Source organism: Mesorhizobium sp. C372A (genome assembly GCF_030323245.1).
In the GTDB taxonomy this organism is placed as follows: Bacteria; Pseudomonadota; Alphaproteobacteria; order Rhizobiales; family Rhizobiaceae; genus Mesorhizobium.
In genome coordinates, this window is the sequence record NZ_CP100475.1 from 2,363,968 (window position 1) to 2,385,558 (window position 21,591).

The 21,591-nt window shown below is 63.6% G+C and carries 21 protein-coding genes; 8 read left to right on the plus strand and 13 right to left on the minus strand.

The window, feature by feature from the left end; genetic code table 11:
* Positions 1 to 17: 17 nt before the first annotated feature.
* Together NLY42_RS11230 and argH are read right to left on the minus strand one after the other, a co-directional pair.
* Positions 18 to 224 (minus strand): hypothetical protein, encoded by a 207-nt coding sequence (locus NLY42_RS11230; protein ID WP_023673325.1) that lies wholly within the window; start codon positions 222 to 224, stop codon positions 18 to 20.
* Between the two features lie 68 nt (positions 225 to 292).
* Positions 293 to 1,693, minus strand: coding sequence for an argininosuccinate lyase (gene argH / locus NLY42_RS11235; protein WP_023754190.1), 1,401 nt, complete (start codon positions 1,691 to 1,693; stop codon positions 293 to 295).
* Positions 1,694 to 1,727: 34 nt separating this feature from the next.
* Between argH and tlpA the strand changes: the two genes are divergently transcribed.
* A complete protein-coding gene (tlpA, locus tag NLY42_RS11240) occupies positions 1,728 to 2,420 on the plus strand; it encodes a thiol:disulfide interchange protein TlpA (RefSeq protein WP_023726975.1) in 693 nt (230 codons plus the stop codon).
* Between the two features lie 99 nt (positions 2,421 to 2,519).
* On the opposite strand, the gene NLY42_RS11245 is transcribed toward tlpA, so the two are convergent.
* A complete protein-coding gene (locus tag NLY42_RS11245; protein ID WP_023756523.1) occupies positions 2,520 to 4,967 on the minus strand; it encodes a bifunctional diguanylate cyclase/phosphodiesterase in 2,448 nt (815 codons plus the stop codon).
* A 147-nt stretch (positions 4,968 to 5,114) separates the two neighbouring features.
* Positions 5,115 to 5,261 carry a hypothetical protein gene (locus NLY42_RS11250; RefSeq protein WP_023685332.1) on the minus strand — a complete coding sequence of 49 codons (147 nt, stop codon included), beginning with the start codon at positions 5,259 to 5,261 and terminating at the stop codon, positions 5,115 to 5,117.
* Between the two features lie 185 nt (positions 5,262 to 5,446).
* On the opposite strand from NLY42_RS11250, the gene ugpB reads away from it, so the two are divergent.
* From ugpB to NLY42_RS11270, 4 genes are all read left to right on the plus strand, one after another.
* Complete coding sequence (gene ugpB / locus NLY42_RS11255; RefSeq protein ID WP_023685331.1) at positions 5,447 to 6,757, plus strand: sn-glycerol-3-phosphate ABC transporter substrate-binding protein UgpB; 1,311 nt, start codon at positions 5,447 to 5,449, stop codon at positions 6,755 to 6,757.
* 70 nt (positions 6,758 to 6,827) lie between these two features.
* Complete coding sequence (ugpA, locus tag NLY42_RS11260) at positions 6,828 to 7,712, plus strand: sn-glycerol-3-phosphate ABC transporter permease UgpA (RefSeq protein WP_023685330.1); 885 nt, start codon at positions 6,828 to 6,830, stop codon at positions 7,710 to 7,712.
* Between the two features lie 9 nt (positions 7,713 to 7,721).
* The gene (gene ugpE, locus NLY42_RS11265; RefSeq protein WP_023694018.1) at positions 7,722 to 8,570 is read left to right on the plus strand and encodes a sn-glycerol-3-phosphate ABC transporter permease UgpE; all 849 of its coding nucleotides are present in this window, start codon (positions 7,722 to 7,724) and stop codon (positions 8,568 to 8,570) included.
* Between the two features lie 7 nt (positions 8,571 to 8,577).
* Positions 8,578 to 9,639 carry a sn-glycerol-3-phosphate import ATP-binding protein UgpC gene (locus NLY42_RS11270; RefSeq protein WP_023673333.1) on the plus strand — a complete coding sequence of 354 codons (1,062 nt, stop codon included), beginning with the start codon at positions 8,578 to 8,580 and terminating at the stop codon, positions 9,637 to 9,639.
* 35 nt (positions 9,640 to 9,674) lie between these two features.
* Here NLY42_RS11270 and NLY42_RS11275 read toward each other — a convergent pair whose 3' ends face one another.
* The 3 genes from NLY42_RS11275 to NLY42_RS11285 all read right to left on the minus strand — a co-directional run bounded on the left by NLY42_RS11275 (position 9,675) and on the right by NLY42_RS11285 (position 13,487).
* Complete coding sequence (locus NLY42_RS11275) at positions 9,675 to 10,757, minus strand: ABC transporter ATP-binding protein (RefSeq protein WP_023686694.1); 1,083 nt, start codon at positions 10,755 to 10,757, stop codon at positions 9,675 to 9,677.
* The gene (locus NLY42_RS11280) at positions 10,754 to 12,325 is read right to left on the minus strand and encodes an ABC transporter permease (RefSeq protein WP_023685328.1); all 1,572 of its coding nucleotides are present in this window, start codon (positions 12,323 to 12,325) and stop codon (positions 10,754 to 10,756) included. Before NLY42_RS11280 ends, NLY42_RS11275 begins: the two co-directional genes overlap by 4 nt.
* Before the next feature lie 154 nt (positions 12,326 to 12,479).
* Positions 12,480 to 13,487, minus strand: a complete 1,008-nt coding sequence (locus NLY42_RS11285; protein ID WP_023685327.1) for an iron ABC transporter substrate-binding protein — start codon at positions 13,485 to 13,487, stop codon at positions 12,480 to 12,482.
* A gap of 204 nt (positions 13,488 to 13,691) precedes the next feature.
* Here NLY42_RS11285 and NLY42_RS11290 point away from each other — a divergent pair, with 204 nt between their 5' ends.
* From NLY42_RS11290 to NLY42_RS11300, 3 genes are all read left to right on the plus strand, one after another.
* Entirely contained in the window at positions 13,692 to 14,243 is a 552-nt protein-coding gene (locus NLY42_RS11290; protein WP_023671665.1) for a sigma-70 family RNA polymerase sigma factor, read from the plus strand.
* A gap of 1 nt (position 14,244) precedes the next feature.
* Positions 14,245 to 14,883, plus strand: a complete 639-nt coding sequence (locus NLY42_RS11295; RefSeq protein WP_023671666.1) for an NrsF family protein — start codon at positions 14,245 to 14,247, stop codon at positions 14,881 to 14,883.
* 202 nt (positions 14,884 to 15,085) lie between these two features.
* Positions 15,086 to 17,020: a PAS domain S-box protein gene (locus NLY42_RS11300; RefSeq protein WP_050591089.1), complete on the plus strand. Its 1,935-nt coding sequence runs from the start codon at positions 15,086 to 15,088 to the stop codon at positions 17,018 to 17,020.
* A 27-nt stretch (positions 17,021 to 17,047) separates the two neighbouring features.
* Here NLY42_RS11300 and NLY42_RS11305 read toward each other — a convergent pair whose 3' ends face one another.
* The 6 genes from NLY42_RS11305 to NLY42_RS11330 all read right to left on the minus strand — a co-directional run bounded on the left by NLY42_RS11305 (position 17,048) and on the right by NLY42_RS11330 (position 21,585).
* A complete protein-coding gene (locus tag NLY42_RS11305; protein WP_023671668.1) occupies positions 17,048 to 17,926 on the minus strand; it encodes a 3-hydroxybutyryl-CoA dehydrogenase in 879 nt (292 codons plus the stop codon).
* Between the two features lie 120 nt (positions 17,927 to 18,046).
* The gene (locus tag NLY42_RS11310) at positions 18,047 to 18,976 is read right to left on the minus strand and encodes an electron transfer flavoprotein subunit alpha/FixB family protein (RefSeq protein WP_023737457.1); all 930 of its coding nucleotides are present in this window, start codon (positions 18,974 to 18,976) and stop codon (positions 18,047 to 18,049) included.
* A 20-nt stretch (positions 18,977 to 18,996) separates the two neighbouring features.
* Positions 18,997 to 19,746, minus strand: a complete 750-nt coding sequence (locus NLY42_RS11315; RefSeq protein WP_023737458.1) for an electron transfer flavoprotein subunit beta/FixA family protein — start codon at positions 19,744 to 19,746, stop codon at positions 18,997 to 18,999.
* A gap of 216 nt (positions 19,747 to 19,962) precedes the next feature.
* Positions 19,963 to 20,763, minus strand: coding sequence for a rhomboid family intramembrane serine protease (locus NLY42_RS11320; protein WP_023737459.1), 801 nt, complete (start codon positions 20,761 to 20,763; stop codon positions 19,963 to 19,965).
* Positions 20,764 to 20,792: 29 nt separating this feature from the next.
* The gene (locus tag NLY42_RS11325) at positions 20,793 to 21,374 is read right to left on the minus strand and encodes a cob(I)yrinic acid a,c-diamide adenosyltransferase (protein WP_023671672.1); all 582 of its coding nucleotides are present in this window, start codon (positions 21,372 to 21,374) and stop codon (positions 20,793 to 20,795) included.
* Between the two features lie 19 nt (positions 21,375 to 21,393).
* On the minus strand, positions 21,394 to 21,585 hold the full coding sequence (locus NLY42_RS11330) for a twin transmembrane helix small protein (RefSeq protein WP_023671673.1): 192 nt from the start codon (positions 21,583 to 21,585) through the stop codon (positions 21,394 to 21,396).
* Positions 21,586 to 21,591 lie beyond the last annotated feature (6 nt).

The window sequence follows — 21,591 nt, forward strand, 5'->3', positions numbered from 1 at the left end:
AGCCGGTCTCATCGGCCCTAGATCAGCGGGTCGAGGATGAATTTCTTGTCCACGACCGGTTTTTCCGGCTCCGGCGGCACCGGCTGTTTGGCGCGCTCGGCGTCCTTGCGGGCCTGGACGGCCGCTTCATAGGGCGTGTCGAGACCGGCCTTACGGCCGCAAGCGGTCACGGCAGCCATCGCCGTCAGCAGCGTCAGCGTCACCAAAATCCTGCTTGCGGTCATCGATCCATCCGTCCGAAACTTTATATGCTGCGCTTTTAACCGAGTTTTAGGCGCATTGCACCCCGGCATCATGCCTTGGCGATGCGCTTTTTCCAGCTGCGGATCTGCTTCCTGACCTCCGACGGCGCCGTGCCGCCGAAACTGGTGCGGCTCTTCACCGAATTCTGCACCGCCAGAACCGAGAAGATGTCTGCCGTGATGCCGGGGTTGATCGACTGCAGATCCTCCAGCGACAGCTTTTCAAGGCTCACCTTCTTCTCTTCGGCCAACGCCACCGCGCGGCCGGTGACATGGTGTGCCTCACGGAAGGGCAGGCCCAGCGTTCGCACCAGCCAGTCGGCGAGGTCGGTCGCGGTCGCGTGGCCCGAGCCGGCGGCCTTCTTCATGGCGGCGGCATTGACCGTCATGTCGCGCACCATGCCGGTCATCGCCGCCAGCATCAGATCGAGCGTCTCGGCGGCGTCGAAGACCGATTCCTTGTCTTCCTGCATGTCCTTGCCGTAGGTCAGCGGCATGCCCTTCATCACCGTCAGCAGCCCGACGAGATGGCCGGTGACGCGGCCGGTCTTGCCGCGCACCAGTTCGGCGGCGTCCGGGTTCTTCTTCTGCGGCATGATTGAGGAGCCGGTGGAGAAACTGTCCGACAGTCTGACAAAGCCGAATTGCGGCGTCGACCAGATGATGATTTCTTCGGCGAGCCGCGACAGATGCGTGGCGGAGATCGCCACCAGGCTCAAAAACTCCAGCGCGAAATCGCGGTCGGAGACGCTGTCCAGCGAATTGCGCATCGGCTCGCGGAAGCCGAGCGCCTTGGCGGTCTTGTGGCGATCGATCGGAAAACTGGTGCCGGCAAGCGCTGCCGCGCCGAGCGGGCTTTCATCCATCCGCTCGATGGCGTCGCGGACGCGCGACAGGTCGCGCGAAAACATCTCGACATAGGCCATGCAGTGGTGGCCGAAGGTCACCGGCTGCGCCGCCTGCATGTGGGTGAAGCCCGGCATCACGGTTGCCGCATGCTCCTCGGCGCGCTCGAGCAAGGCTGAGATCAGCCCCTTCAGCGCCTCGGCGACGCGGAAACATTCGTCCTTGACCCAGAGCCGGAGATCCACCGCCACCTGGTCGTTGCGCGAGCGGGCGGTGTGCAGGCGGCCGGCGGCCGGGCCGATCAGGTCGGCAAGGCGGGCCTCGATATTCATATGGATGTCTTCCAGCCGGGTCGAGAACTCGAACGTGCCGGCCTCGATCTCTTTTAGGATCGTGTTCAGCCCGTGAGCGATTTTTTCTTGATCGGCCGCCGAAATAATGCCCGTTTCAGCCAACATCTCGCTGTGGGCGATCGAACCTCTTATGTCTTGGGCATAGAGTTTGCGGTCGAACGAAATCGACGCGTTGATCGCTTCCATGATCGCGGCCGGACCCGAGGCAAAACGTCCGCCCCACATCTGGTTGCTGGCCTTCTTGTCGCTCATCGCTATAACCCGTGCTCCGGAGCAGTCTTAGAAAATGGCAGACGGTAACAGATACTTCCCGGCCCCGCGCCTGATCCTCGCCGCTTTGCTGGCGGGCGTGCTGGCCGGCGCGGTCGCGGTATATGTCAGCGAGAGCGGGTCTGGCAACAACGCAGCCACCGGCAGCGCACCTGCGGCCGGCGCGGGCAACAGCAAGAACGATGTCGCCTGCGCCGCCAAGAGCGACCGCGCCAAAAAGGTTGCCGCCGCGGCCACCGGCCAGGTGGCGGCATTGCTGCCCGCCGATCCGCCGCAATCGCTGAAAAGTCTCGCCTTCAACGGTCCCGACGGCAAGCCGATGACGATCGCCGATCATGCCGGCAAGACCGTGCTGCTCAATTTGTGGGCAACGTGGTGCGCGCCCTGCCGCGCCGAAATGCCGGCGCTCGACGCCTTGCAGAAGGAAAAGGGCAGCGATGCCTTCGAAGTGGTCGCGGTCAATGTCGATGCCGGCGACGATGTGAAGCCGAAGAAGTTCCTCGCCGATATCGGCATCGGGTCGCTCGGCTACTACCGCGATTCGACGCTGGCGCTGTTCAACGACGTCAAGACGCGCGGCTTGGCGCTAGGCCTCCCCGTCACCATGCTGATCGATGGCGAAGGCTGCCTGATCGCGCATATGAACGGACCGGCCGAATGGTCGGGACCGGATGCCAAGCGCCTGGTTGAGGCCGCACTCGCCCCTTAGAGCGGTTCACCGTTTCGTCGAAACGGCTACCCGCGCTAACTTTTTTGTTTCGACGCAATTTCGGACGGAAAACCGTTTCAAGCTTTTCCTGAAATTGCTCTAGGCTGAGCGCAGGGCCGCCGCCGGCGGCAGCATCAAGATGCTGCCGCCGCGTTGTTTGACGCCGGCGTCCTCTTGTGCCGCCGGCGCCGCGACGCCGGTCAGTTCGCTGAACGCCTCGATCGGGCTCGGCCGGCCTAGGTAGTAGCCCTGGCCGATCTCGCAGGCCTCGGCGTCGAGGAATTTCAGCTCGCCCAGCGTCTCGACGCCCTCGGCCAGAACCGGCAGGCCGAGACCGCGGCCAAGCCCCAGAACGGCGCGCACGATGGCTGCCACCTGGCCGTTGCTGTCGACTGATTTGATGAATGAGCCGTCGATCTTGATCTTGTCGAAGGGGAAGGCGCGGAGATTGGACAGCGAGGAGTAGCCGGTGCCGAAATCGTCCATCGCCACACGCACGCCAAGCGCCTTCACCTGGCGCAAGGTCGCCAGCGCGCGCGGCATGTCCTTGACCAGCGCCGTTTCGGTGATCTCGAGTTCGAGCCTGCCGGGCGTCAGGCCGGAGCCGAGCAGGACTTCATGCACCTTGCGGCTGAAATTCGGATTGTGGAGCTGCACCGCCGAGACATTGACCGCGACGGTGAGAGGGTTCTTCCAGCGCGCTGCCTCGGCGCAGGCCGTCGCCAGCACCCATTCGCCGATCTGGATGATGACGCCGCTGTTTTCGGCCACCGGGATGAAGGTCGCCGGCGACACGTCGCCGCGCTGCGGATGGCGCCAGCGGATCAGCGCTTCGAACCCAACCATCCGCCCGCTGCTGATCTCCTTTTGTGGCTGGTAGACGAGGCGAAACTCATCGCGCGCCATGGCCTGGCGCAGTTCGTGCTCCATCACGCGCCGGTCTCGCGCCTCGGCGCCCATCGAGGCCTCGAAGTAACGGTAAGTGTCCTTGCCCTCGGCCTTGGCGCGGTAGAGCGCGGTGTCGGCGTGGCTGACCAGGAGTGTCGGCTCATCGGCGTCGAGCGGATAAAGTGCAATGCCGATGCTGGCCGACACCAGCCCGCCACCGACCGACAGCCGGTTTTCCTCGCGCATGGCCGCCAGCACCGCCTCGGCGATGCGGCCGGCCGCCTGCGGATCGGGAAGGTTCGGAGCGATGATGGCGAACTCGTCGCCGCCGAGACGCGCCAGCATCTGTCCGTGGCGGAGCACGGCGGAGGCGCATAGCGCCACCTTCTGCAGCATGGCATCGCCGGCGCCATGCCCGAACAGGTCGTTCACTTCCTTGAAGCGGTCGAGGTCGAGCAGCAGCAGCGCAAGATGCCCACCCTTGCCGCCGCGATCCATTGCGGCAATTTCGGCCTCGAGCCGGCCGGAGAAACTGCGGCGGTTGGGGAGCCCGGTCAACGGGTCGAAATGGGCGAGGCGCAGGATCTCCTGCTCGGCCTTCCTGCGTTCGCGGATGTCGCGCACGGCGACCACGCTGTGCCGCTTGCCGCAATAGTCGATGCTTCTGGCGATAAGTTCGACGGGGATGGTGGCGCCGTCATGGGCTCTGAGTTCGGCTTCCTGTGCCTGTCCGCTGCAGTCGGACATGCCGGCCGCGGTGCGTTCGCCGAAGAGGTCGCCAAGCAGCATCGCGTTCAGCACTTCCGGCGCAATGCCGGTGAGTGCCGCGATGCTGTCATTGGCGCTGACGATGCGGGCGTCGTCGCAGACGATCAGCCCCTCGACGGCGGCGTTGGCGAGGCCGTGCATGCGCTCGGCCTCGAGCTTGTGACGCCGGAAGCGAAGGTCGATCCACAATGCTGCGGCTGAAAGCACCAGGATAGCCATGCTGACTGCAGCGGCGGCGAAGGCCTGCGACACCGGTTCGACCGTGAACTGCGATATCTCGATGGAGGAGTCCGGGAAGATCGACACCGCGCCCATGGCGATGAAGTGCAGGCTGCAGATCGCCAGCGTCAACAGGATGGCGGCGGCGATAGTGGCCTGCATGGACGGCCGTCGCAACACGACCAGCAGCGCCAGCGCGGCGAGGGTGACGCCTGCCAGCACCGAGACGCCGACCAGCAGCGGGTTCCAGACGATGCGCCCTTCGACCTCGAAGGCGGCCATGCCGATATAGTGCATGGCGGCGATACCAGCGCCGAGGACCGCGCCGCCGACCAGAGGGTAGTCGATGCCCCGGCGCAAGGTGGCGATCCACATGCCCGCGGCGGTCAGGGCGACGGAACCGGCGAGCGAAAGCGCCGACATTTCCGTATTGTAGGCGTTGGGGATTCCGGGAGAAAAGGCAAGCATTGCGATGAAGTGCGTCGCCCAGATACCGAAGCCGGTGGAAGTGGCTGCTATCATCAGCCAGGTATAGCGGTTGCGCTCGCTCGAGCGGTCGACATGGCGAAGCAGGTTGACCGCCGAGAAGGAAGAAATACCGCAAATGAGCGCTGCCAGTGCGACCAGTCTCAGATCGTGCTCATGCACGATACAATTATAGACCGTCAGCATCTCGCCCCACCTGCTCTCCCACAGCAATCAAGCCGTCCACTTGATTAGTATGCCACGCTTGACGAAGAATCGGTTATGCGAACTACAACTACAGCGGGTTTTTCGGGTTGTACGTTGCGGCGATCCTGTCTCATTCCAGACGCACGGTTACAGCAGCGCCTGGCGCGATGCCGCTCGGCCGATCTCGATCTGGCCGAGCGCCGGTTTGGCGGCCGCACGGTGCAGGTGCGTGGCGCTGTCACGCGGGCCCTTCACGCATCGCTGGGCGGTCGGCGATCCTTGCAGGCCCACCATGCCCCATTCTATCGCTGAGCCGGCTTGGCATTTCTCTCTGTCCTCGTTGCAAGGCGAGGGGGCGCGAAGTTAGCCGGGTATGAAATTCACGAAACAGCAACAAATCCGTTGTCCGATTGTCATCAGCGACACATATTGCGTTCGCGGGAGCGCCCCTTTCGCCAATGACAAACGGGAGATGAAACATGAAGTTGTTCGGCTTTGCGGCCGGTGTTGCCGCCACCTTGACCCTGCTTTCCACCACCTCCGCCTTCGCCGCCACCCAGATCAGTTGGTGGCATGCAATGACCGGCGCCAATGCCGAGGTGGTCGACAAGATCGCCAAGGATTTCAATGCCAGCCAGAGCGACTATGAAATTCTCCCTGTTTTCAAGGGCACCTATCCCGAAACGCTGAATGCCGGCATCGCTGCCTTTCGTGCGGGGCAAGCGCCCGACATCATCCAGGTGTTCGACGTGGGTACCGGCGTCATGATGGCCGCCGAAGGTGCGATCAAGCCGGTGGCCGATGTGCTGACCAGCGCCGGCGTGACCTTCGACAAGAGCCAGTATTTGCCCGGCATCGTCGGCTACTATTCGAAGCCGGACGGGACCATGCTGTCCTTCCCCTATAATTCCTCGTCGCCCATCCTCTATTACAACAAGGATATCTTCCAGAAGGCCGGGCTTGACGTGAACAATCCGCCAAAGACCTGGAACGAGGTGTGGGAAGCCGCCAAGAAGATCAAGGCGAGCGGCGCCGCTTCCTGCGGCTATACCTCGACGTGGTTGACCTGGATCCACCTTGAGGCCTTCGCCGCCTGGAACGACGTTTCCTATGGCACCAACCAGAACGGACTTGCCGGAACCGACGTCGAGCTCAAGATCAATGCGCCGATCTTCGTCAATCATTTCCAGGCGCTCGCCGACCTGGCCAAGGACGGCACCTTCAAATATGGCGGCCGTACATCCGAAGCCAAGCAGATCTTTCTTGCCGGAGAATGCGGCATCTTCACCGAATCGTCGGGGGGTCTCGGTGACATCGTCAAATCGGGCATGAACTACGGCATCGGCCAGCTTCCCTATGATAGTGACGCCAAGGGCGCGCCCCAGAACACCACGCCGGGCGGCGCCAGCCTGTGGGTGTTCGGCAACAAATCGGACGAGGAATACAAGGGCGTCGCGGCGTTCTTCTCCTACCTGTCCAAGACCGAAGTGCAGGAGTATCTGCACCAGAAGTCGGGTTATCTGCCGGTGACGCTCGCTGCCTATGAGGCGACCAAGAAGTCCGGCTTCTATGACAAGAACCCGGGCCGTGAGACGCCGATCCTGCAGATGCTGGGCAAGGCGCCGACCGAGAACTCGAAGGGCGTGCGCCTCGTCAACCTGCCGCAGGTGCGCGACATCGAGAATGAGGAGTTCGAGAAGATGCTGGCCGGCCAGCAGACTGCGCAGCAGGCGCTCGACAACGCGGTCGCACGCGGCAACAAGGCGATTCAGGAAGCGATCGGAAACTGAAGCGATTGTCAGTTGAACCTCGTCCACGCGGACCCGCGTGGACGATTTCCTGAATAGCGAGGGAATCACCCTGTCTCCACGCGTCGTCTTTCCCAACAAGACCCTGCCTTACCTGCTGGTGGCGCCGCAACTCGCCATTACGCTGATCTTTTTCTACTGGCCGACCGGGCAGGCGCTCTACCAGTCGATGCTCAGGGAAGACCCGTTCGGGCTGAAGAGCAAGTTCGTCGGGCTCGCCAATTTTCGCAAGGTGCTGGCCGACCCGGCCTACCTCAACTCGATCAAAGTTACGCTGGTGTTCTCTCTGGCGACCGCGATGGTCGCCATGGGTGTGGCCCTGTTGCTTGCCGTCATGGCCGAGAAGGTGGTGCGCGGCAAAGGCCTTTATCGCACGCTGCTGATCTGGCCGTATGCGGTGGCGCCGGCGATTGCCGGCATGTTGTGGCTGTTTCTGTTCAACCCCTCGATCGGTTCGCTGGCCTACGCCTTGAGAGGTCTCGGCATCGCCTGGGATCCCTTGCTTAACGGAAACCAAGCCATGATCCTGCTGGTATCTGCGGCTGCCTGGAAGCAGATCAGCTACAATTTCCTGTTCTTCGTCGCCGGGCTGCAGGCGGTGCCGAAGACGTTGATAGAGGCGGCGGCCATGGACGGCGCCGGGGAGACGAAGCGCTTCTGGACCATCGTCTTCCCGCTGCTCGCACCGACGACCTTCTTCCTGCTGGTCGTCAACACTGTCTATGCGCTGTTCGACACTTTCGGTATCGTTCATGCCGTCACCGGCGGCGGGCCAGGCAAGGCCACCGAGACGCTGGTCTACAAGGTCTACAATGACGGTTTCGTCAATTTGATCCTCGGCGATTCGGCCGCGCAGTCGGTCATCCTGATGGTCATCGTCATCTCACTCACGGCCATCCAGTTCCGCTATGTGGAACGCAAAGTCCACTACGGTTGAGCGCGAGCGATGATTGGTCAGTCCCCGCTTCGCGCCCTCATCGCCCACGCCGTGCTCATCCTGGGCATCCTGATCGTCGCTTTCCCGATCTACTACACCTTCGTTGCCTCCACGCAGACGCTGCAGACCATCCTCAAGCCGCCATTGCCTCTTTTGCCCGGCGACCAGGTCTGGAACAATTACAGCGAGGCGCTGTTCGGCGGTGTCGGCCGCATCGGCGGCGTCAGTGTCGGCCGATTGCTGCTCAACACCACGATCATGGCGCTCGGCATCGCGGTAGGGAAGATTTTCATCTCGATCCTTTCGGCCTATGCGATCGTGTTCTTCCGTTTTCCGCTTCGGATGGTCTTCTTCTGGCTGATCTTCATCACGCTGATGCTTCCCGTCGAGGTGCGCATCCTGCCGACCTACAAGGTGATGGTCGATCTCGGCATGATCGACACCTATGCCGGCCTGATCATTCCGCTGATCGCCTCGGCCACCGCCACGCTTCTGTTTCGCCAGTTCTTCATGACCATCCCAGGTGAGTTGGTGGAAGCGGCGCGTGTCGACGGCGCCGGACCATGGCGATTCTTTTTCGACATCCTGCTGCCGCTGTCGCGCACCAACATCGCGGCGCTGTTCGTCATCCTCTTCATTTATGGCTGGACGCAGTACCTGTGGCCGCTGCTCGTCACCAACAGCAATGACATGAACACCATCGTCATCGCACTTAGAAAGATGGTCTCCTTCGCCGATGCCGATACCCAATGGCATCTGGTCATGGTCACCGCGATGCTGGCCATACTGCCGCCGATCCTGATCGTGGTGCTGATGCAACGCTGGTTCGTGCGCGGACTGGTCGATACCGAAAAGTGAGAAGCTGATGGCGACCATCGATCTGAAGGATGTGAAGAAAGTCTATCCCGGCGGCGTCGAGGCGGTGAGGGGTGTCTCGATCGCCATTCCCGACAAGGAGCTTTGCGTGCTGGTTGGGCCGTCCGGCTGCGGCAAGTCCACGCTGCTGCGGATGATCGCCGGGCTTGAGACCATTTCTTCCGGCACCGTCGCCATCGACGGCAAGATCGTCAACACGATCGGTCCGACCGAGCGCGACATCGCCATGGTGTTCCAGAACTATGCGCTCTATCCACATATGAAGGTCTACGACAACATGGCCTACGGGTTGCGCAACCGGGGTACTCCCAAGGACGAGATCGACAGCAGGGTTCGCTCGACCGCCAAGGTGCTGGAGCTCACGGCGCTGCTCGACCGGCGCCCGCGCGAGCTTTCCGGCGGCCAGCGCCAGCGCGTGGCCATGGGTCGCGCAATCGTGCGCAATCCAAAAGTCTTCCTGTTCGACGAACCGCTTTCCAACCTCGACGCCAAACTGCGCGGCCAGATGCGGGTCGAAATCAAGAATTTGCAGCGCTCGCTCGGTGTCACCTCGGTCTACGTCACCCACGACCAGCTTGAGGCGATGACGCTGGCCGATATTCTCGTCGTCATGAATGGCGGGTTGGTCGAGCAGACGGGCGCGCCGCTCGACATCTACGAGAAGCCGGCATCGACCTTCGTCGCCTCCTTCATCGGAGCGCCGCCGATGAACCTTCTGCCTCTTTCGCAAGGACCGGCTGGTCCGGCGCTGACCGACGGCAAGACGGTTGACTTCGCGCCTACGAACGCCGCCACGCTTGGCTTCCGCCCTGAGGATGCCGACGTCACCTTCAGTGCCGAGGCATCATCCGGCGCGCTTATTCTGCCTGCGGCGGTCGAGGCGGTCGAACCTGTGGGAGCCGAAAGCTTTCTTCACTGTGCCGCCGGCGGCAACCGCATCGTCGTGCGTGTGGCCGGCCGCGCCACGGCCAAACCCGGCGATCAACTGCGCGTCGTGGCCAGGGCCGAGAAGCTGCATTGGTTCGACAATGCTGGGAAACGAGTCGATTGACGCAGCCGCTCGCGCCAATCCGACGCATCGGCAGTTCAGGCGAAGACATGCGCCTTGCCGGAAACTGTCAGACGCACGATCTCGCCGACGGCAGGTGCGTCGATTCCCGGCTTGCGTAAGGTCAGCGGTGTGCTGCCGATCGCCGCGGCGTCCGGCGGATCGGGGTTGTTCAACAGCCGCACGGCAATGGTGCACATCGAGCCTGCGAATTCCGAGTCCGTCACCTCGGCGAATATCGTGCCCGCAGGACCCGACATGCCTTCGCGCGACGTGCGCTTTACCTGCACCTGCTCCGGTCGCAGCATGATGCGGGCGATGTCGCGCCGCTCCTTCGAGTCGACGGCTATGCGACCAAGCGAGGAGGTGGCGAAGCCGCCTGAAATCTTTGCCGGCAAGATGATGGCGTCGCCAAGAAACTCGGCAACCATGCGGTCTTTCGGCTGCAGATAGAGTTCTCGCGGTGTGCCGATCTGAGAGAACTTTCCGTCGCGCATGACCGCCACCTGGCTGGCGAAGGACAGCGCCTCGGCCTGGTCGTGGGTGACCAGGATGGTGGTGATGCCGGCGGCTTCGAGTAGTTCGGCGACCGCCTTGCGCATCGAGGCGCGCAGACCGGTGTCGAGCGCCGAGAACGGTTCGTCGAGAAGCATCAGCCTGGGCTTCATCGCCATCGCGCGGGCCAGCGCCACGCGCTGCTGCTGGCCGCCGGAGAGCTGGTGCGGGCGGCGCTTGAGGATCGCCTTGTCCAGCCCGACGGTATAGGCGAGCTCGGCGATGCGCTCGGCGCGCTGGTCCTCGCCGCGGGCCATGCCAAAGCCGATATTGTCGCCGATGCTGAGATGCGGGAACAGGGCGCCGTCCTGCGCCACCAGGCCGATGCCGCGGCGGTGCGCCGGCACCGCATGGCCGCCATTGGCCAGCACCTCGCCGTCGAGCACGACGCGGCCCTGGTCGGGCGCCTCGAAGCCGGCGATCAGCCGCAGCAACGTCGTCTTGCCGCAGCCGGACGGGCCGACGATCGCGGTGCGACTGCCGCTTGCGGCGCTGAGCTCGATGCCGGCAAGGGCTGCGACCGGGCCGTAGTGCTTGGTGAGGCCACTGATTTCGAGAAAGCTCATCGCCCGGCCATCCGTTTCGACTGGACATAGAGCAGCCAGGTCAGCGGCAGCGACATCGCCACCATGATGAAGGCGTAAGGGGCGGCGGAGGCATAGTCGATCTCGCCGCTATAGGACCAGAACGCCATGGCCAGCGTGCGCGTGCCGTTGGGCGCCAGCATCTGGGTGGCGGTCAGCTCGTTCATGATGCCGAGCGCGACCAGCGCCATGCCGGCCGCAGCCCCCGGCGCCGACAGGCGAATCGTTGTCGACCAAAGCGCCTTCAGCGGCGGCCGGCCAAGGCTGGCGGCGGCGCGTTCGAGCTCGACCGGCGCCTGTGCGATCGAGGCTCTGAGGCTGATCAAGGCGCGCGGCAGGAACATCAGGGCATAGGCGACGAGGATTGTGAACAGCGTCTGGTAGAGCGGCATGGCGATGCGCACGGTAATGGTGACCAAGGCCAGCGCGATGACCACGCCGGGCAGCGAACCGACAATGTAGTTGCAGCCTTCGAGCAGCCGCTGCAGCGGTCCCGGCGCGCGGATCGAGATCCAGGCCATCGGCATGGCGGCGATGGTCGCAAGCAAGGCGCCGGCCAGCGCCAGGAACAGCGTCTGGCCCAGCGCCAGGCCGATCTCGTCCAAACGCCAGACATCGGCGCCGCCGGCGACCAGCCAGCGGCCGATGGTGACGAAGGGCACGCCGATGGCGAGCAGCGTGGTGACGGCAGGCAGAGCCAGGCAAGCCAGCGTGGCGCGCCCGAGCCTCGAGCGCTGCCGGTGGCGCGCCGCGCCTGAGCCGACGCGGGCATAGCGCTCTTCGCCGCGCACCAGCACCTCCAGAGCGAGCAGCACGAAGCAGCATGTCACCAGGACGCCGGCCAGCATGTTGGCGGCGGGGCCGTTGAAGGTCGACTGGAACTGGTCGACGATCGCGGTGGTGAAAGTGTCGAAGCGGATGAAGACATAGAGGCCATATTCGGCAAGCAGATGAAGTCCAACCAGCAGCGCACCGCCGCAAATGGCGAGCCTGAGCTGCGGCAGCACGACGCGCCAAAACACGCGCCATGGTCCGAGGCCAAGCGCTGCGGCCGCATCTTCCAGGGCGGGATCCAGCCGGCGCAATGCGGCCGCTAGTGGCAAATAGAGGAATGGGAAATAGGCAAGGACCGACACCAGCACGCCGGCCCACAGGCCATGCAGTCCCGGGACCAGGGTAATCCAGGCATAGGAGTGCACGAAGGCGGGGATGGCAAGCGGCGCGACCGACAGCCAGGCCCAGAGGCGGGCGCCTGGCAGGTCGCTGCGCTCGGTCAGCCATGCCAGCGTCACCGACAGCACGGTGGCGATCGGCACGGTGAGCGCCACCAGAAGCACGGTGTTGACCAGAAGTTCGCCGACGCGCGGCCGGAAGACCAGGGCCGAAGCAGTGTCCCAGCCGATCTGCACGCCGATCCAGATGATGAACGCCAGCGGCAGCAGCGACAGCAGCGAGACAATTATGGCGACAAGCGCGATCCAGGACATGGGCTTCCGGCGGGACCGCCCGACTGTCTGGCCTGAACGTGCGAGATCGACCGCAGTTTGCATCAGCTCGACCGCGCCACTGCCGCCGGGGCGGGGGCGCCGCAGGCGCGGCCGGAAACGCAATGTGTCGTCATGGACAATGCCATCTCGAAAACAGAGCGCTCCTGCGGAAAGTCCGGCAGGAGCGCAATCGTTGCCCTTTTAGGACGAACCCAGCCTAAAGCAAGCCGGCTGCCGTCATCAGGTCCGTCACCTTTTTGGAGTTCAGTGTCGCCGGATCGACCTTCGGCGCCTGCAGGTCGGCCAGCGGCACCAGCTTGGGATTGGACTGCGCGTCCTTGCCGATAGCGTATTCGAAGGACGTGCCGGTCTTCAGCACGTCCTGGCCGCCTTTCCCGGTCACCCATTTGAGGAACGCCTGGGCTTCCTTCGGGTGCTTGCTCGAGGCGAGCACGCCGCCGCCGGAGATCGAGACGAAAGCGCCGGGATCCTGGTTCTTGAAATAATGCAGTTCGACGTTCTTGCTGTTTTCGCCGGTCTTTGCCTGATCGCCGAAATAGTAATAGTGGTAGATGATTCCGCCTTCGATCTCGCCGGCATTGACCGCCTTCATCACCGTGCCGTTGCCCTTGTAGGCGGTGAAATTCTCCTTCATGGCCTTCAGCCAGTCGGCGGTTGCGGCTTCGCCCTTGAGCTCGAGCAACGCGCTGACGATGGCCTGAAAATCGGCGCCGGAAGGCGAGGCTGCCCAGCGGCCTTTCCAGCTCGGATCGGCGAGATCGAGCATCGATTTGGGCAGCTTTTCGGCCGTGAGCTTGGTTTTGTTGTAGGCAAAGACGGTGCTGCGCGCCGCGACACCCACCCATCTGCCGCTGCTCGGCTGGAATTCGGCCGGGACTTGCGCCAGCGTGTCGGCGTCGACCGGCGCGAAAAGGCCCGCCGCTTCGACCAGGGTCATCGCCGGCGAGTTTTCGGTCAGGAACACGTCGGCCGGCGAAGAAGCGCCCTCGGCGACGATCTGGTTGGAGAAATCGCTGTCGCCGCCATTGCGCAGCGTGACCTTGATGCCGGTTTCCTTGGTGAAACCTTCGACCCATTCCTTGGCCAGGCTCTCATGCTGGGCGTTGTAGACGATGATGCCGGCATCCGCGGCCATCGCCGGCCCGGCGATCATGCTCACGGCCAGCGCTGTGGCCCCCGCTAGGGTGGAGAGCGTGTATCTCATGGCGTCATCCTCAGTCTCGGTGGTTCTGGTTTCGCAGGCTGCACCTATCGATACCTGACAGCAGTAGTCAACATTGCTCGGCTGCTTCAATCGGTCGCCGCTCCCGCAAACTTTCGTGATTTTGCGGCACTTTGGCTTGGACATCATTTCGCCGGACACGTAACAAATCGGTGCCGAGGCGCGAAGATCGGGGAGTGAACTCTTGTGAGCGGCAAGGATGAGGCCGAGCTTTCCCGGCTGATGCGGGCCGCGATCGCGGGAGATGAAAGGGCCTACGCCGACTTTTTGCACCGGATCGCCGCGCTGGTTCGCGGCTTTGCGAGGCGCAAGATCGTACAGGGCGGGGTCGATCCCGAGGATGTCGTGCAGGAAACCTTGCTGGCCATTCATGTGAAACGGCATACCTGGCGCCAGGACGCGCCGGTGTTGCCATGGATCTATGCGATAGCCCGCTTCAAGCTGATCGATGCTTTCCGGCGGCGCGGACGGCGCATCGAAATCGAGATCGACGAGATCGCCGAGACCTTTGCCGAGCCGGAAACCGAGACCGTCAGCGAACGCGACATCAACCGGGCGCTGGACGGACTGCCGGCTGCGCAGCGTTCCGTCGTTTCTTCGATCTCGGTCGACGGCCGCTCCATCGGCGAGACGGCGGCCAGGCTCGGCGTCAGCGAGACGGCGGTGCGGGTGTCGCTGCATCGCGGGCTTGCCGCGATCGCCAAGCGATTTGGGCAGGGGCGCTTCGGGCGGCAGTGACATGAGGACGGAGGATCTCATCAAGGCACTCGACGCCGACACAAGCAGCAAGGCGATGCCGCTGCGCTCGGCCTGGTTGATGGCGGCGGCAGCCGCGGCGGTGATCGCGGCTCTGGTCTTCTTTCTCACCATCGGCCCGCGTCCCGACATCATGACCGCCATGCACACGATGCGGTTCCTGGCGAAGTTCGTGTTCACCATCGTGCTCGCCGTCACCGCCTTTGGCCTGGTCCGGGCGTTGTCGACGCCGGGCGCTTCGACGGCAAGAGCCGCGGCCTGGATGCTGGCGGCGCCGCTGCTGGTGGCCGTGGCGGTGGCTCTCGAACTGTTCATGGTGCCGGAGCCGATGTGGAGCACGCGCATGGTCGGCTCCAACATGATGATCTGCATGGGCTTCATCCCGCTGATCGGAATCGGCCCGCTTGCCGTCTTCCTGTGGATGCTGCGCTATGGAGCGCCGACGCGGCCGGTGTTGGCCGGGGCGGTCGCGGGACTGCTCGCCGGCGGCCTGGCGGCGACCTTCTACGCCGCGCACTGCTTCGACGATTCTCCGCTTTTCGTCGCCACCTGGTACACGCTCGCCATCGCCGTCCTCGCCGGTCTGGGCGCGCTCGGGGGACGGTTCTTCGTGCGCTGGTGACCGGGCCGTCCAAGATCGCCCAATAATCACCGATCCTTAATCATGCCGGGAATTGTTTGCGGGTTCACCGTGTTGCCGGTGGCTCCGGCGCAACCTTTCCTTAAAATCGATCATCCAGTGTTTTTTGCAGAAATGTGTTGCGCATGGGGTGGCATGCACAGTGATGCGACGAGAGCGAAAAAGCCTGCGGGCTGACAGTCACGTGGCTTTGGTGCTTGCGGCCGGAGGGCTTTGCGCTGCCGTGGTCGCGCTCCTGCTGTCGCGGCTCGATGTCAGCGCCGAAGTGCTGAAACTCTGCCTGCAGATATCGGTGCCGGTCGCCGCCGTTGCGCTGATTCTCGCCGCCCTGTTCATTTACCGGATACTGGACGACCGCCGGCAGATCGCCGAAAGCGAGCAGCGTTTCCGCCGCGCCATGGAGGATTCGGCGATCGGCATCGCCATTGTCGGCCTCGACGGCCGCATCCATGAAACCAACCCGGCCTTCGCCGCCATGCTCGGCTATAGCAAGCAGGAGATCGAGGCGCTGACCTTCTTCCAGATCACCCATCCCGACGATGTGCAGATCGGCCGTGAGACGATGGAAGGCATGCGGGCGGGCACCGTCAACGCCTTCCACTTCGAAAAGCGCTACCTCAGGAAGGACGGCACGCCGGTATGGGCCCATCTTGCCGGTTCCGTCATTCGCGACGAGAAGAGCGGGAGCCCGCTCTACCTGGTCTCCCAGATCGAGGATATCGATGCGCGCAAGCAATCCGAGGCGCGCATAGCCGAAGCCGAAACGCGCTGGAATTTTGCCTTGGCCAGCGCCGGACAAGGCGTCTGGGATCTTGATATGCGGAAGGGCGGCACCACCTACTCCGCCACCTGGGTGAAGATGCTGGGCTATGCCGATGGCGAACTGGACGGCGACCCCGACCGCTGGCTGGCGATGATCCACCCCGACGATCGCGAAAACGTCGCCGAAGCCGATCGTGCCCATCTGGAGGGCAGGACACCGTTCTTCGAAGCCGAGTTCCGGATGCGCCACAAGGATGGCCACTGGGTCTGGATCCTCGACCGCGGCAAGACGCTCGAACGCGACAAGGACGGACGGCTGGTCAGGGCCATCGGCAGCCTGACCGACATCACCCAGCGCAAGCAAACCGAGGAAAGCCTCATCGTATCGGCGGCAATGCTGGCCGACGAGAAGGAGCGGCTGAGGGTGACGCTGCAGTCGATCGGCGACGCCGTCATCTGCACCGATGCCGCCAACCGCATCACCTTCATGAACCCGGTCGCCGAAAAGCTCACCGGCGTTGTTGGCGCGGAGGCGCTCGGCAAGACGCTTGGCCATGTCTACTGGGCGGTGGACGAAGAAACCGGGCAAAGGATCGGCATGACGCGGCCGGCGCTCGGCAGCGCCAGCCCTGCCGACCAGAACAGTCGCGCCGTCCTCATCCGTCGCGACGACACGCGCTGCAGCATCCGCCAGGTGGTGTCGCCGATCATGAACGACCGCCAGGAGTTCTGCGGCCTGGTCATCGTCTTCCAGGACTTCACAGATGCGCGCGCCTTGCAGCGCCAACTCGCCTATGCCGCCGCGCATGATGCGCTGACCGGCCTTGCCAACCGTTCGAGCTTTATCCGCACCATGGAGGAACTGGTCGACCGGAGCCGCAAGGCCGACACGGCCAGGCCGGCGGGCGAGCATCATTTCATGTTCATCGATCTAGACCATTTCAAGCTGGTCAACGACACTGGCGGGCACGCCGCCGGCGACGCCTTGCTGAAGCGGGTTGCCGAGGCCATTCGCGGTGCGCTTGGGCCGGAGGATATCGTGGCCCGCCTCGGCGGTGACGAATTCGCGGTCATCCTGAAAGCCGGGTCGAGCGCCGGCGCCAGGATTGCCGCACGCTCGGTCATCGACGCCATCCGCGGCCTGCAGTTCAGCTGGGACGGCCGGCCGCATGCGATCGATGCCAGCATCGGGCTGGCGCCGATCCACAGCAACAGCGGTGAAGTCGACGAGATCATCGCCCGGGCCGATGCTGCCTGCTATGCGGCCAAGGCCGCCGGCCGCGGCTGTGTTTCCGTGGCGCCTGACGATACCGGGTCAAGAGGCCAAGCAGAGCCGCCGCTTGCAGCGGCGTCCTGAGGTAGCACGGAACTTTCGGTCTGGTGGTTAGCGCGTCGGAACCGGATGCTCGCCGCGATAATCGTAGAAGCCGCGCCCGGTCTTGCGGCCGAGCCAGCCGGCCTCGACATATTTCACCAGCAGCGGGCAGGGGCGATATTTCGAATCCGACAGGCCGTCATGCAGCACCTGCATGATCGACAGGCAGGTGTCGAGGCCGATGAAATCGGCGAGCTGCAGCGGTCCCATCGGATGGTTGGCGCCGAGCCGCATGGCGGTGTCGATGGCATCGACCGAGCCGACCCCCTCATAGAGCGTGTAGATCGCCTCGTTGATCATCGGCAATAGAATGCGGTTGACGATGAAGGCCGGAAAATCTTCAGAGACGGTGATCGTCTTGTCGAGCTGTTTCACATAGGCCTTGGCCGCCTCGAAGGTCTGATCCTCGGTAGCGATGCCGCGCACCAGTTCGACCAGCTTCATCAGCGGCACGGGGTTCATGAAATGTATGCCGATGAAACGCTCGGGACGGTCGGTCTGCGCCGCAAGCCGGGTGATCGAAATCGACGAGGTGTTGGTCGCCAGAATGGCTTCCGGGTTGAGCTGGGGACAGAGCTGCGCGTAAATCTTGCGCTTGACCGTCTCGTCCTCGGTCGCCGCCTCGATAACCAGATCGGCACCGGCGAGATCAGCCATGGTGGGGGCTGCGGAAATGCGCGCCATCGCTTCGTTACGCAGCTTTTCCTCAAGCTTGCCGGAGCCGACCTGACGGGCCATGTTGCCGCTGACCGTGGCAATGCCCTTCTCGATACGGTCGGGCGAGACGTCGTAGATCAGCACCTTGAAACCCGAAAGTGCTGATACATGCGCGATGCCGCCGCCCATCTGGCCGGCGCCGATGATGCCGATCGTCTCGATCTTGGCCATTTGCAGCGATCCCGTCGAAAAGGCCTTTGCGGCCTGCTTTTTGTGCAGTGCAAACTAAAAGGGTGGGGTAGCTTCGTCTACCCCACCCTTTCACAATTTAATACGCTTTGGCAGAGAGCGTCAAAGCGCCTTTTGCAGTTCCGGCAGGATGACGAACAGGTCGCCGACGAGGCCATAATCGGCAACCTGGAAGATCGGCGCCTCCTCGTCCTTGTTGATGGCGACGATGACCTTCGAATCCTTCATGCCGGCAAGGTGCTGGATGGCGCCGGAAATGCCGACGGCAATATAGAGGTCCGGCGCCACGACCTTGCCGGTTTGGCCGACCTGCCAGTCATTCGGGGCGTAGCCGGCGTCGACGGCAGCGCGCGAGGCGCCGACGGCTGCACCGAGCTTGTCGGCGACCGGCAGAATGACTTCCTGGAACTTTTCCGAGGAGCCGAGCGCGCGGCCGCCCGAAATGATGATCTTGGCCGAGGTCAGTTCCGGACGGTCGGTTTCCGACAGCCTGTTCTCGACGAAGGTGGACAGGCCCGGATTGGACGCGGCCTTGACCGTCTCGACAGCTGCCGAGCCGCCCTCGGGGGCAGCCTGGAAGGAGGCGGTGCGCACGGTGATGACCTTCTTGGCGTCGCTCGACTGCACCGTCTGGATGGCGTTGCCGGCATAGATCGGCCGTTTGAACGTGTCTGGTGAAACCACTTCGATGATCTCGGAGACTTGCGCGACATCGAGCAGGGCCGCCACGCGCGGCGCGACATTCTTGCCCGACGAGGTCGCCGGCGCGATTATGGTGTCGTAGGCGCCGGCCAGCGAGACAACGAGTGCGGCGAGCGGTTCGGCGAGGCGCTCGGCCAGTTCGTCGGCCTCGGCCAGCAGCACCTTGCTCACGCCCTCGAGCTTGGCGGCGGCGTCGGCCGCGCCCTTGGCGCCTTTGCCGGCGACCAGCACATGCACGTCCGAACCGATCTGCAGCGCCGCCGAGAGCGCCTTGGCGGTCTGGTCGGAAAGAGTTGCGTTGTCGTGTTCTGCGATGAGGAGAATGGTCATTTTATCTGTTCCTTCCAGTCTCAGAGCACGCCGGCTTCGTTCTTCAGCTTGTCGACCAGTTCGGCGACGCTCTTGACCTTCACGCCCGCCTTGCGGCCGCTGGGCTCCTCGGTCTTGAGCACCTTCAGGCGCGGCTTGACGTCGGCGCCGTAATCGGCCGGGCTCTTTTCGTCGAGCGGCTTCTTCTTGGCCTTCATGATGTTGGGCAGCGAGGCATAGCGCGGCTGGTTGAGACGAAGGTCGGCGGTGATGATCGCCGGCATTTTCAGCTCTACCGTCTGCAGGCCGCCGTCGACTTCGCGCGTCACCTTGGCCTTGTCGCCGTCGATCACGACCTTGGAGGCGAAAGTGCCCTGTGCCCAGCCGAGCAGGGCGGCCAGCATCTGGCCGGTCTGGTTCGAGTCATCATCGATCGCCTGCTTGCCCAGGATCACGAGACCGGGCTGCTCGGCGTCGACGACGCCCTTCAGCACCTTGGCGACGCCGAGCGGCTCGGTCTGTTCGTCTGTCTTGACCAGGATGGCGCGGTCGGCGCCCATGGCGAGCGCGGTGCGGAGCGTTTCCTGCGCCTGCTGCGGGCCGATCGACACGACGATGATCTCTTCGGCCTTGCCGGCTTCCTTCAGCCGGAGCGCCTCTTCCACCGCGATCTCGTCGAACGGGTTCATCGCCATCTTGACGTTGGCGAGTTCAACCGCCGAACCATCAGCCTTGACGCGAACCTTGACGTTCGCATCCACAACCCGCTTCACGGGCACAAGGATCTTCATTTGCCTGTCACCTCTCCTGAGATATCCGGGCGCGCTATAGCAGCGTGCGCCTCCGCAGAGTTGTCGAAAGCCGACATTCCTGACTGAATTGCGGCCAAACGGAATTCTGGCCGGACGGAATTCTTGTCTTCTGCCGCCTAGCGGTGGCGCTCTCCGTAGTTGTGGAGACGCAACACGTCAATATGCCACGGCAGCGGCCAAACCGCTCAAATCGGTTCAGTTGTGACCGGAAGCGCCACCCCGGCCCCAACGCGTCTCAGGTTGCACGGGAGCGGGACCGGCTGGCGCCGGCCCAGTAGAAGCGGCTGGCTGATCGGCGGGTTCCGGCTCGCCGTCGTCACCGGCGAGCAGCGGCACGCCGCGGCTGCGCATGATGAGCACCAGCACGCCACCGGCAATGATGCCGCCAATATGGCAGGCCCAGGATATCTGGTTTTCGCCGCCGGCGGCAAACATCACCACTTGGAAGCCGATCCACAGGATCAGCGGGATGAAGGCCGGGATACGCAGCGGAATGCGGGCAAAGACCAGCACCCACACTTTCACCCGGGGGTAGAGGACCAGATAGGCGGCGACGACGCCGGCAATGGCGCCGGAGGCGCCGATCAGCGGCACCTCCGAACTCCAGGCGACGAGCCCTTGGAAGAAGGCGCCGGCGATGGCGCAAAGCAGGTAGAAGATAAGGTAGCGGATGTGGCCGAGTGCGTCCTCGACATTATCGCCGAACACCCACAGGAACAGCATGTTGCCGCCGAGATGAAAGATATCGGCATGCAGGAAGGCATAGGTGAGGTAACTCAGGCTCTCCGGAATGACGACGAATTGGGGCGAGAGTTCTGCCGTGTCGTGGACAACCGAAGGGATGAAGCCGAGGCCGAGCACGGCGGCGTTGTTGAAATTTTCGCCGCCGATCGTGGTGATGAGAAAGACCAACACGTTGGCCGCGATCAGGCCGATCGTCACATATTGCAGCCGGATGTGGCGCAACCTGTTGGAGTCGTAAAGCGGGATGAACATGCCCCAAGCCCTTTCCCGCCTTCGAAAATTCAGCGGTTCTTGCCGGGCACCCATAACACGTCGGCATTTCCGTTGTCATTGACCGCACGAGCGGCGACGAACAGAAAGTCCGAGACGCGGTTTATGTATTTCAGCCCCTCGCGATTGACATGTTCGGCCGGGTCCTGCGCCAGTGCCACCATGATCCGCTCGGCCCGTCGCGCCACGGTGCGGGCAAGATGAAGTGCTGCCGCCGCCGGCGTGCCGCCATTGAGCACGAAGGATTTGAGCGGCTGCAGATCCTTGTTGAGAAGGTCGATATCCTTTTCGACGCGGTCGGTCTGCGAGGCGATGATGCGCAGCGGTTCGTAGCCAAGCGGCTTGCCGTCGTCGGGCACGGCGAGATCGGCGCCGAGGTCGAACAAATCGTTCTGGATGCGGGACAGCATGGCGTCGATGGCGGGATAACTTGCCGCTGTGTGCAGGCGGGCGATGCCGATGCAGGCATTGGCTTCATCGACGGTGCCGTAGGCATCGACGCGCAGGTCGGATTTCAGCCTGCGTTCACCGGTGCCGAGGCCAGTGGTGCCGTCATCGCCGGTGCGGGTGTAGATCTTGTTGAGCTTGACCACGTCGCCTCCCGAACGGCCGTCACTTGCGGGTGAAGTACACCACCAGCAGGATCAGTGCCAACGCCAGCGCCTGCAACAGCACGCGCGCCTGCATCAGCTTGTTCGAGCTCACACCGGAGCCGCCGCGCATCATGTTGATGAGGCCGCGGACAAGCACGATCACCACGGCGACCATGACGAGGACGAGGAGGACTTTGATGACGGTTGCCATGATCTG

Bases quoted from the DNA above. Each gene is read 5' to 3' on its own strand.
- NLY42_RS11230 (WP_023673325.1), bottom strand. From the start codon at position 224: ATGACCGCAAGCAGGATTTTGGTGACGCTGACGCTGCTGACGGCGATG.
- argH (WP_023754190.1), bottom strand. From the start codon at position 1,693: ATGAGCGACAAGAAGGCCAGCAACCAGATGTGGGGCGGACGTTTTGCC.
- tlpA (WP_023726975.1), top strand. From the start codon at position 1,728: ATGGCAGACGGTAACAGATACTTCCCGGCCCCGCGCCTGATCCTCGCC.
- NLY42_RS11245 (WP_023756523.1), bottom strand. From the start codon at position 4,967: ATGCTGACGGTCTATAATTGTATCGTGCATGAGCACGATCTGAGACTG.
- NLY42_RS11250 (WP_023685332.1), bottom strand. From the start codon at position 5,261: ATGGTGGGCCTGCAAGGATCGCCGACCGCCCAGCGATGCGTGAAGGGC.
- ugpB (WP_023685331.1), top strand. From the start codon at position 5,447: ATGAAGTTGTTCGGCTTTGCGGCCGGTGTTGCCGCCACCTTGACCCTG.
- ugpE (WP_023694018.1), top strand. From the start codon at position 7,722: ATGATTGGTCAGTCCCCGCTTCGCGCCCTCATCGCCCACGCCGTGCTC.
- NLY42_RS11270 (WP_023673333.1), top strand. From the start codon at position 8,578: ATGGCGACCATCGATCTGAAGGATGTGAAGAAAGTCTATCCCGGCGGC.
- NLY42_RS11275 (WP_023686694.1), bottom strand. From the start codon at position 10,757: ATGAGCTTTCTCGAAATCAGTGGCCTCACCAAGCACTACGGCCCGGTC.
- NLY42_RS11280 (WP_023685328.1), bottom strand. From the start codon at position 12,325: ATGCAAACTGCGGTCGATCTCGCACGTTCAGGCCAGACAGTCGGGCGG.
- NLY42_RS11285 (WP_023685327.1), bottom strand. From the start codon at position 13,487: ATGAGATACACGCTCTCCACCCTAGCGGGGGCCACAGCGCTGGCCGTG.
- NLY42_RS11295 (WP_023671666.1), top strand. From the start codon at position 14,245: ATGAGGACGGAGGATCTCATCAAGGCACTCGACGCCGACACAAGCAGC.
- NLY42_RS11305 (WP_023671668.1), bottom strand. From the start codon at position 17,926: ATGGCCAAGATCGAGACGATCGGCATCATCGGCGCCGGCCAGATGGGC.
- NLY42_RS11310 (WP_023737457.1), bottom strand. From the start codon at position 18,976: ATGACCATTCTCCTCATCGCAGAACACGACAACGCAACTCTTTCCGAC.
- NLY42_RS11315 (WP_023737458.1), bottom strand. From the start codon at position 19,746: ATGAAGATCCTTGTGCCCGTGAAGCGGGTTGTGGATGCGAACGTCAAG.
- NLY42_RS11320 (WP_023737459.1), bottom strand. From the start codon at position 20,763: ATGTTCATCCCGCTTTACGACTCCAACAGGTTGCGCCACATCCGGCTG.
- NLY42_RS11330 (WP_023671673.1), bottom strand. From the start codon at position 21,585: ATGGCAACCGTCATCAAAGTCCTCCTCGTCCTCGTCATGGTCGCCGTG.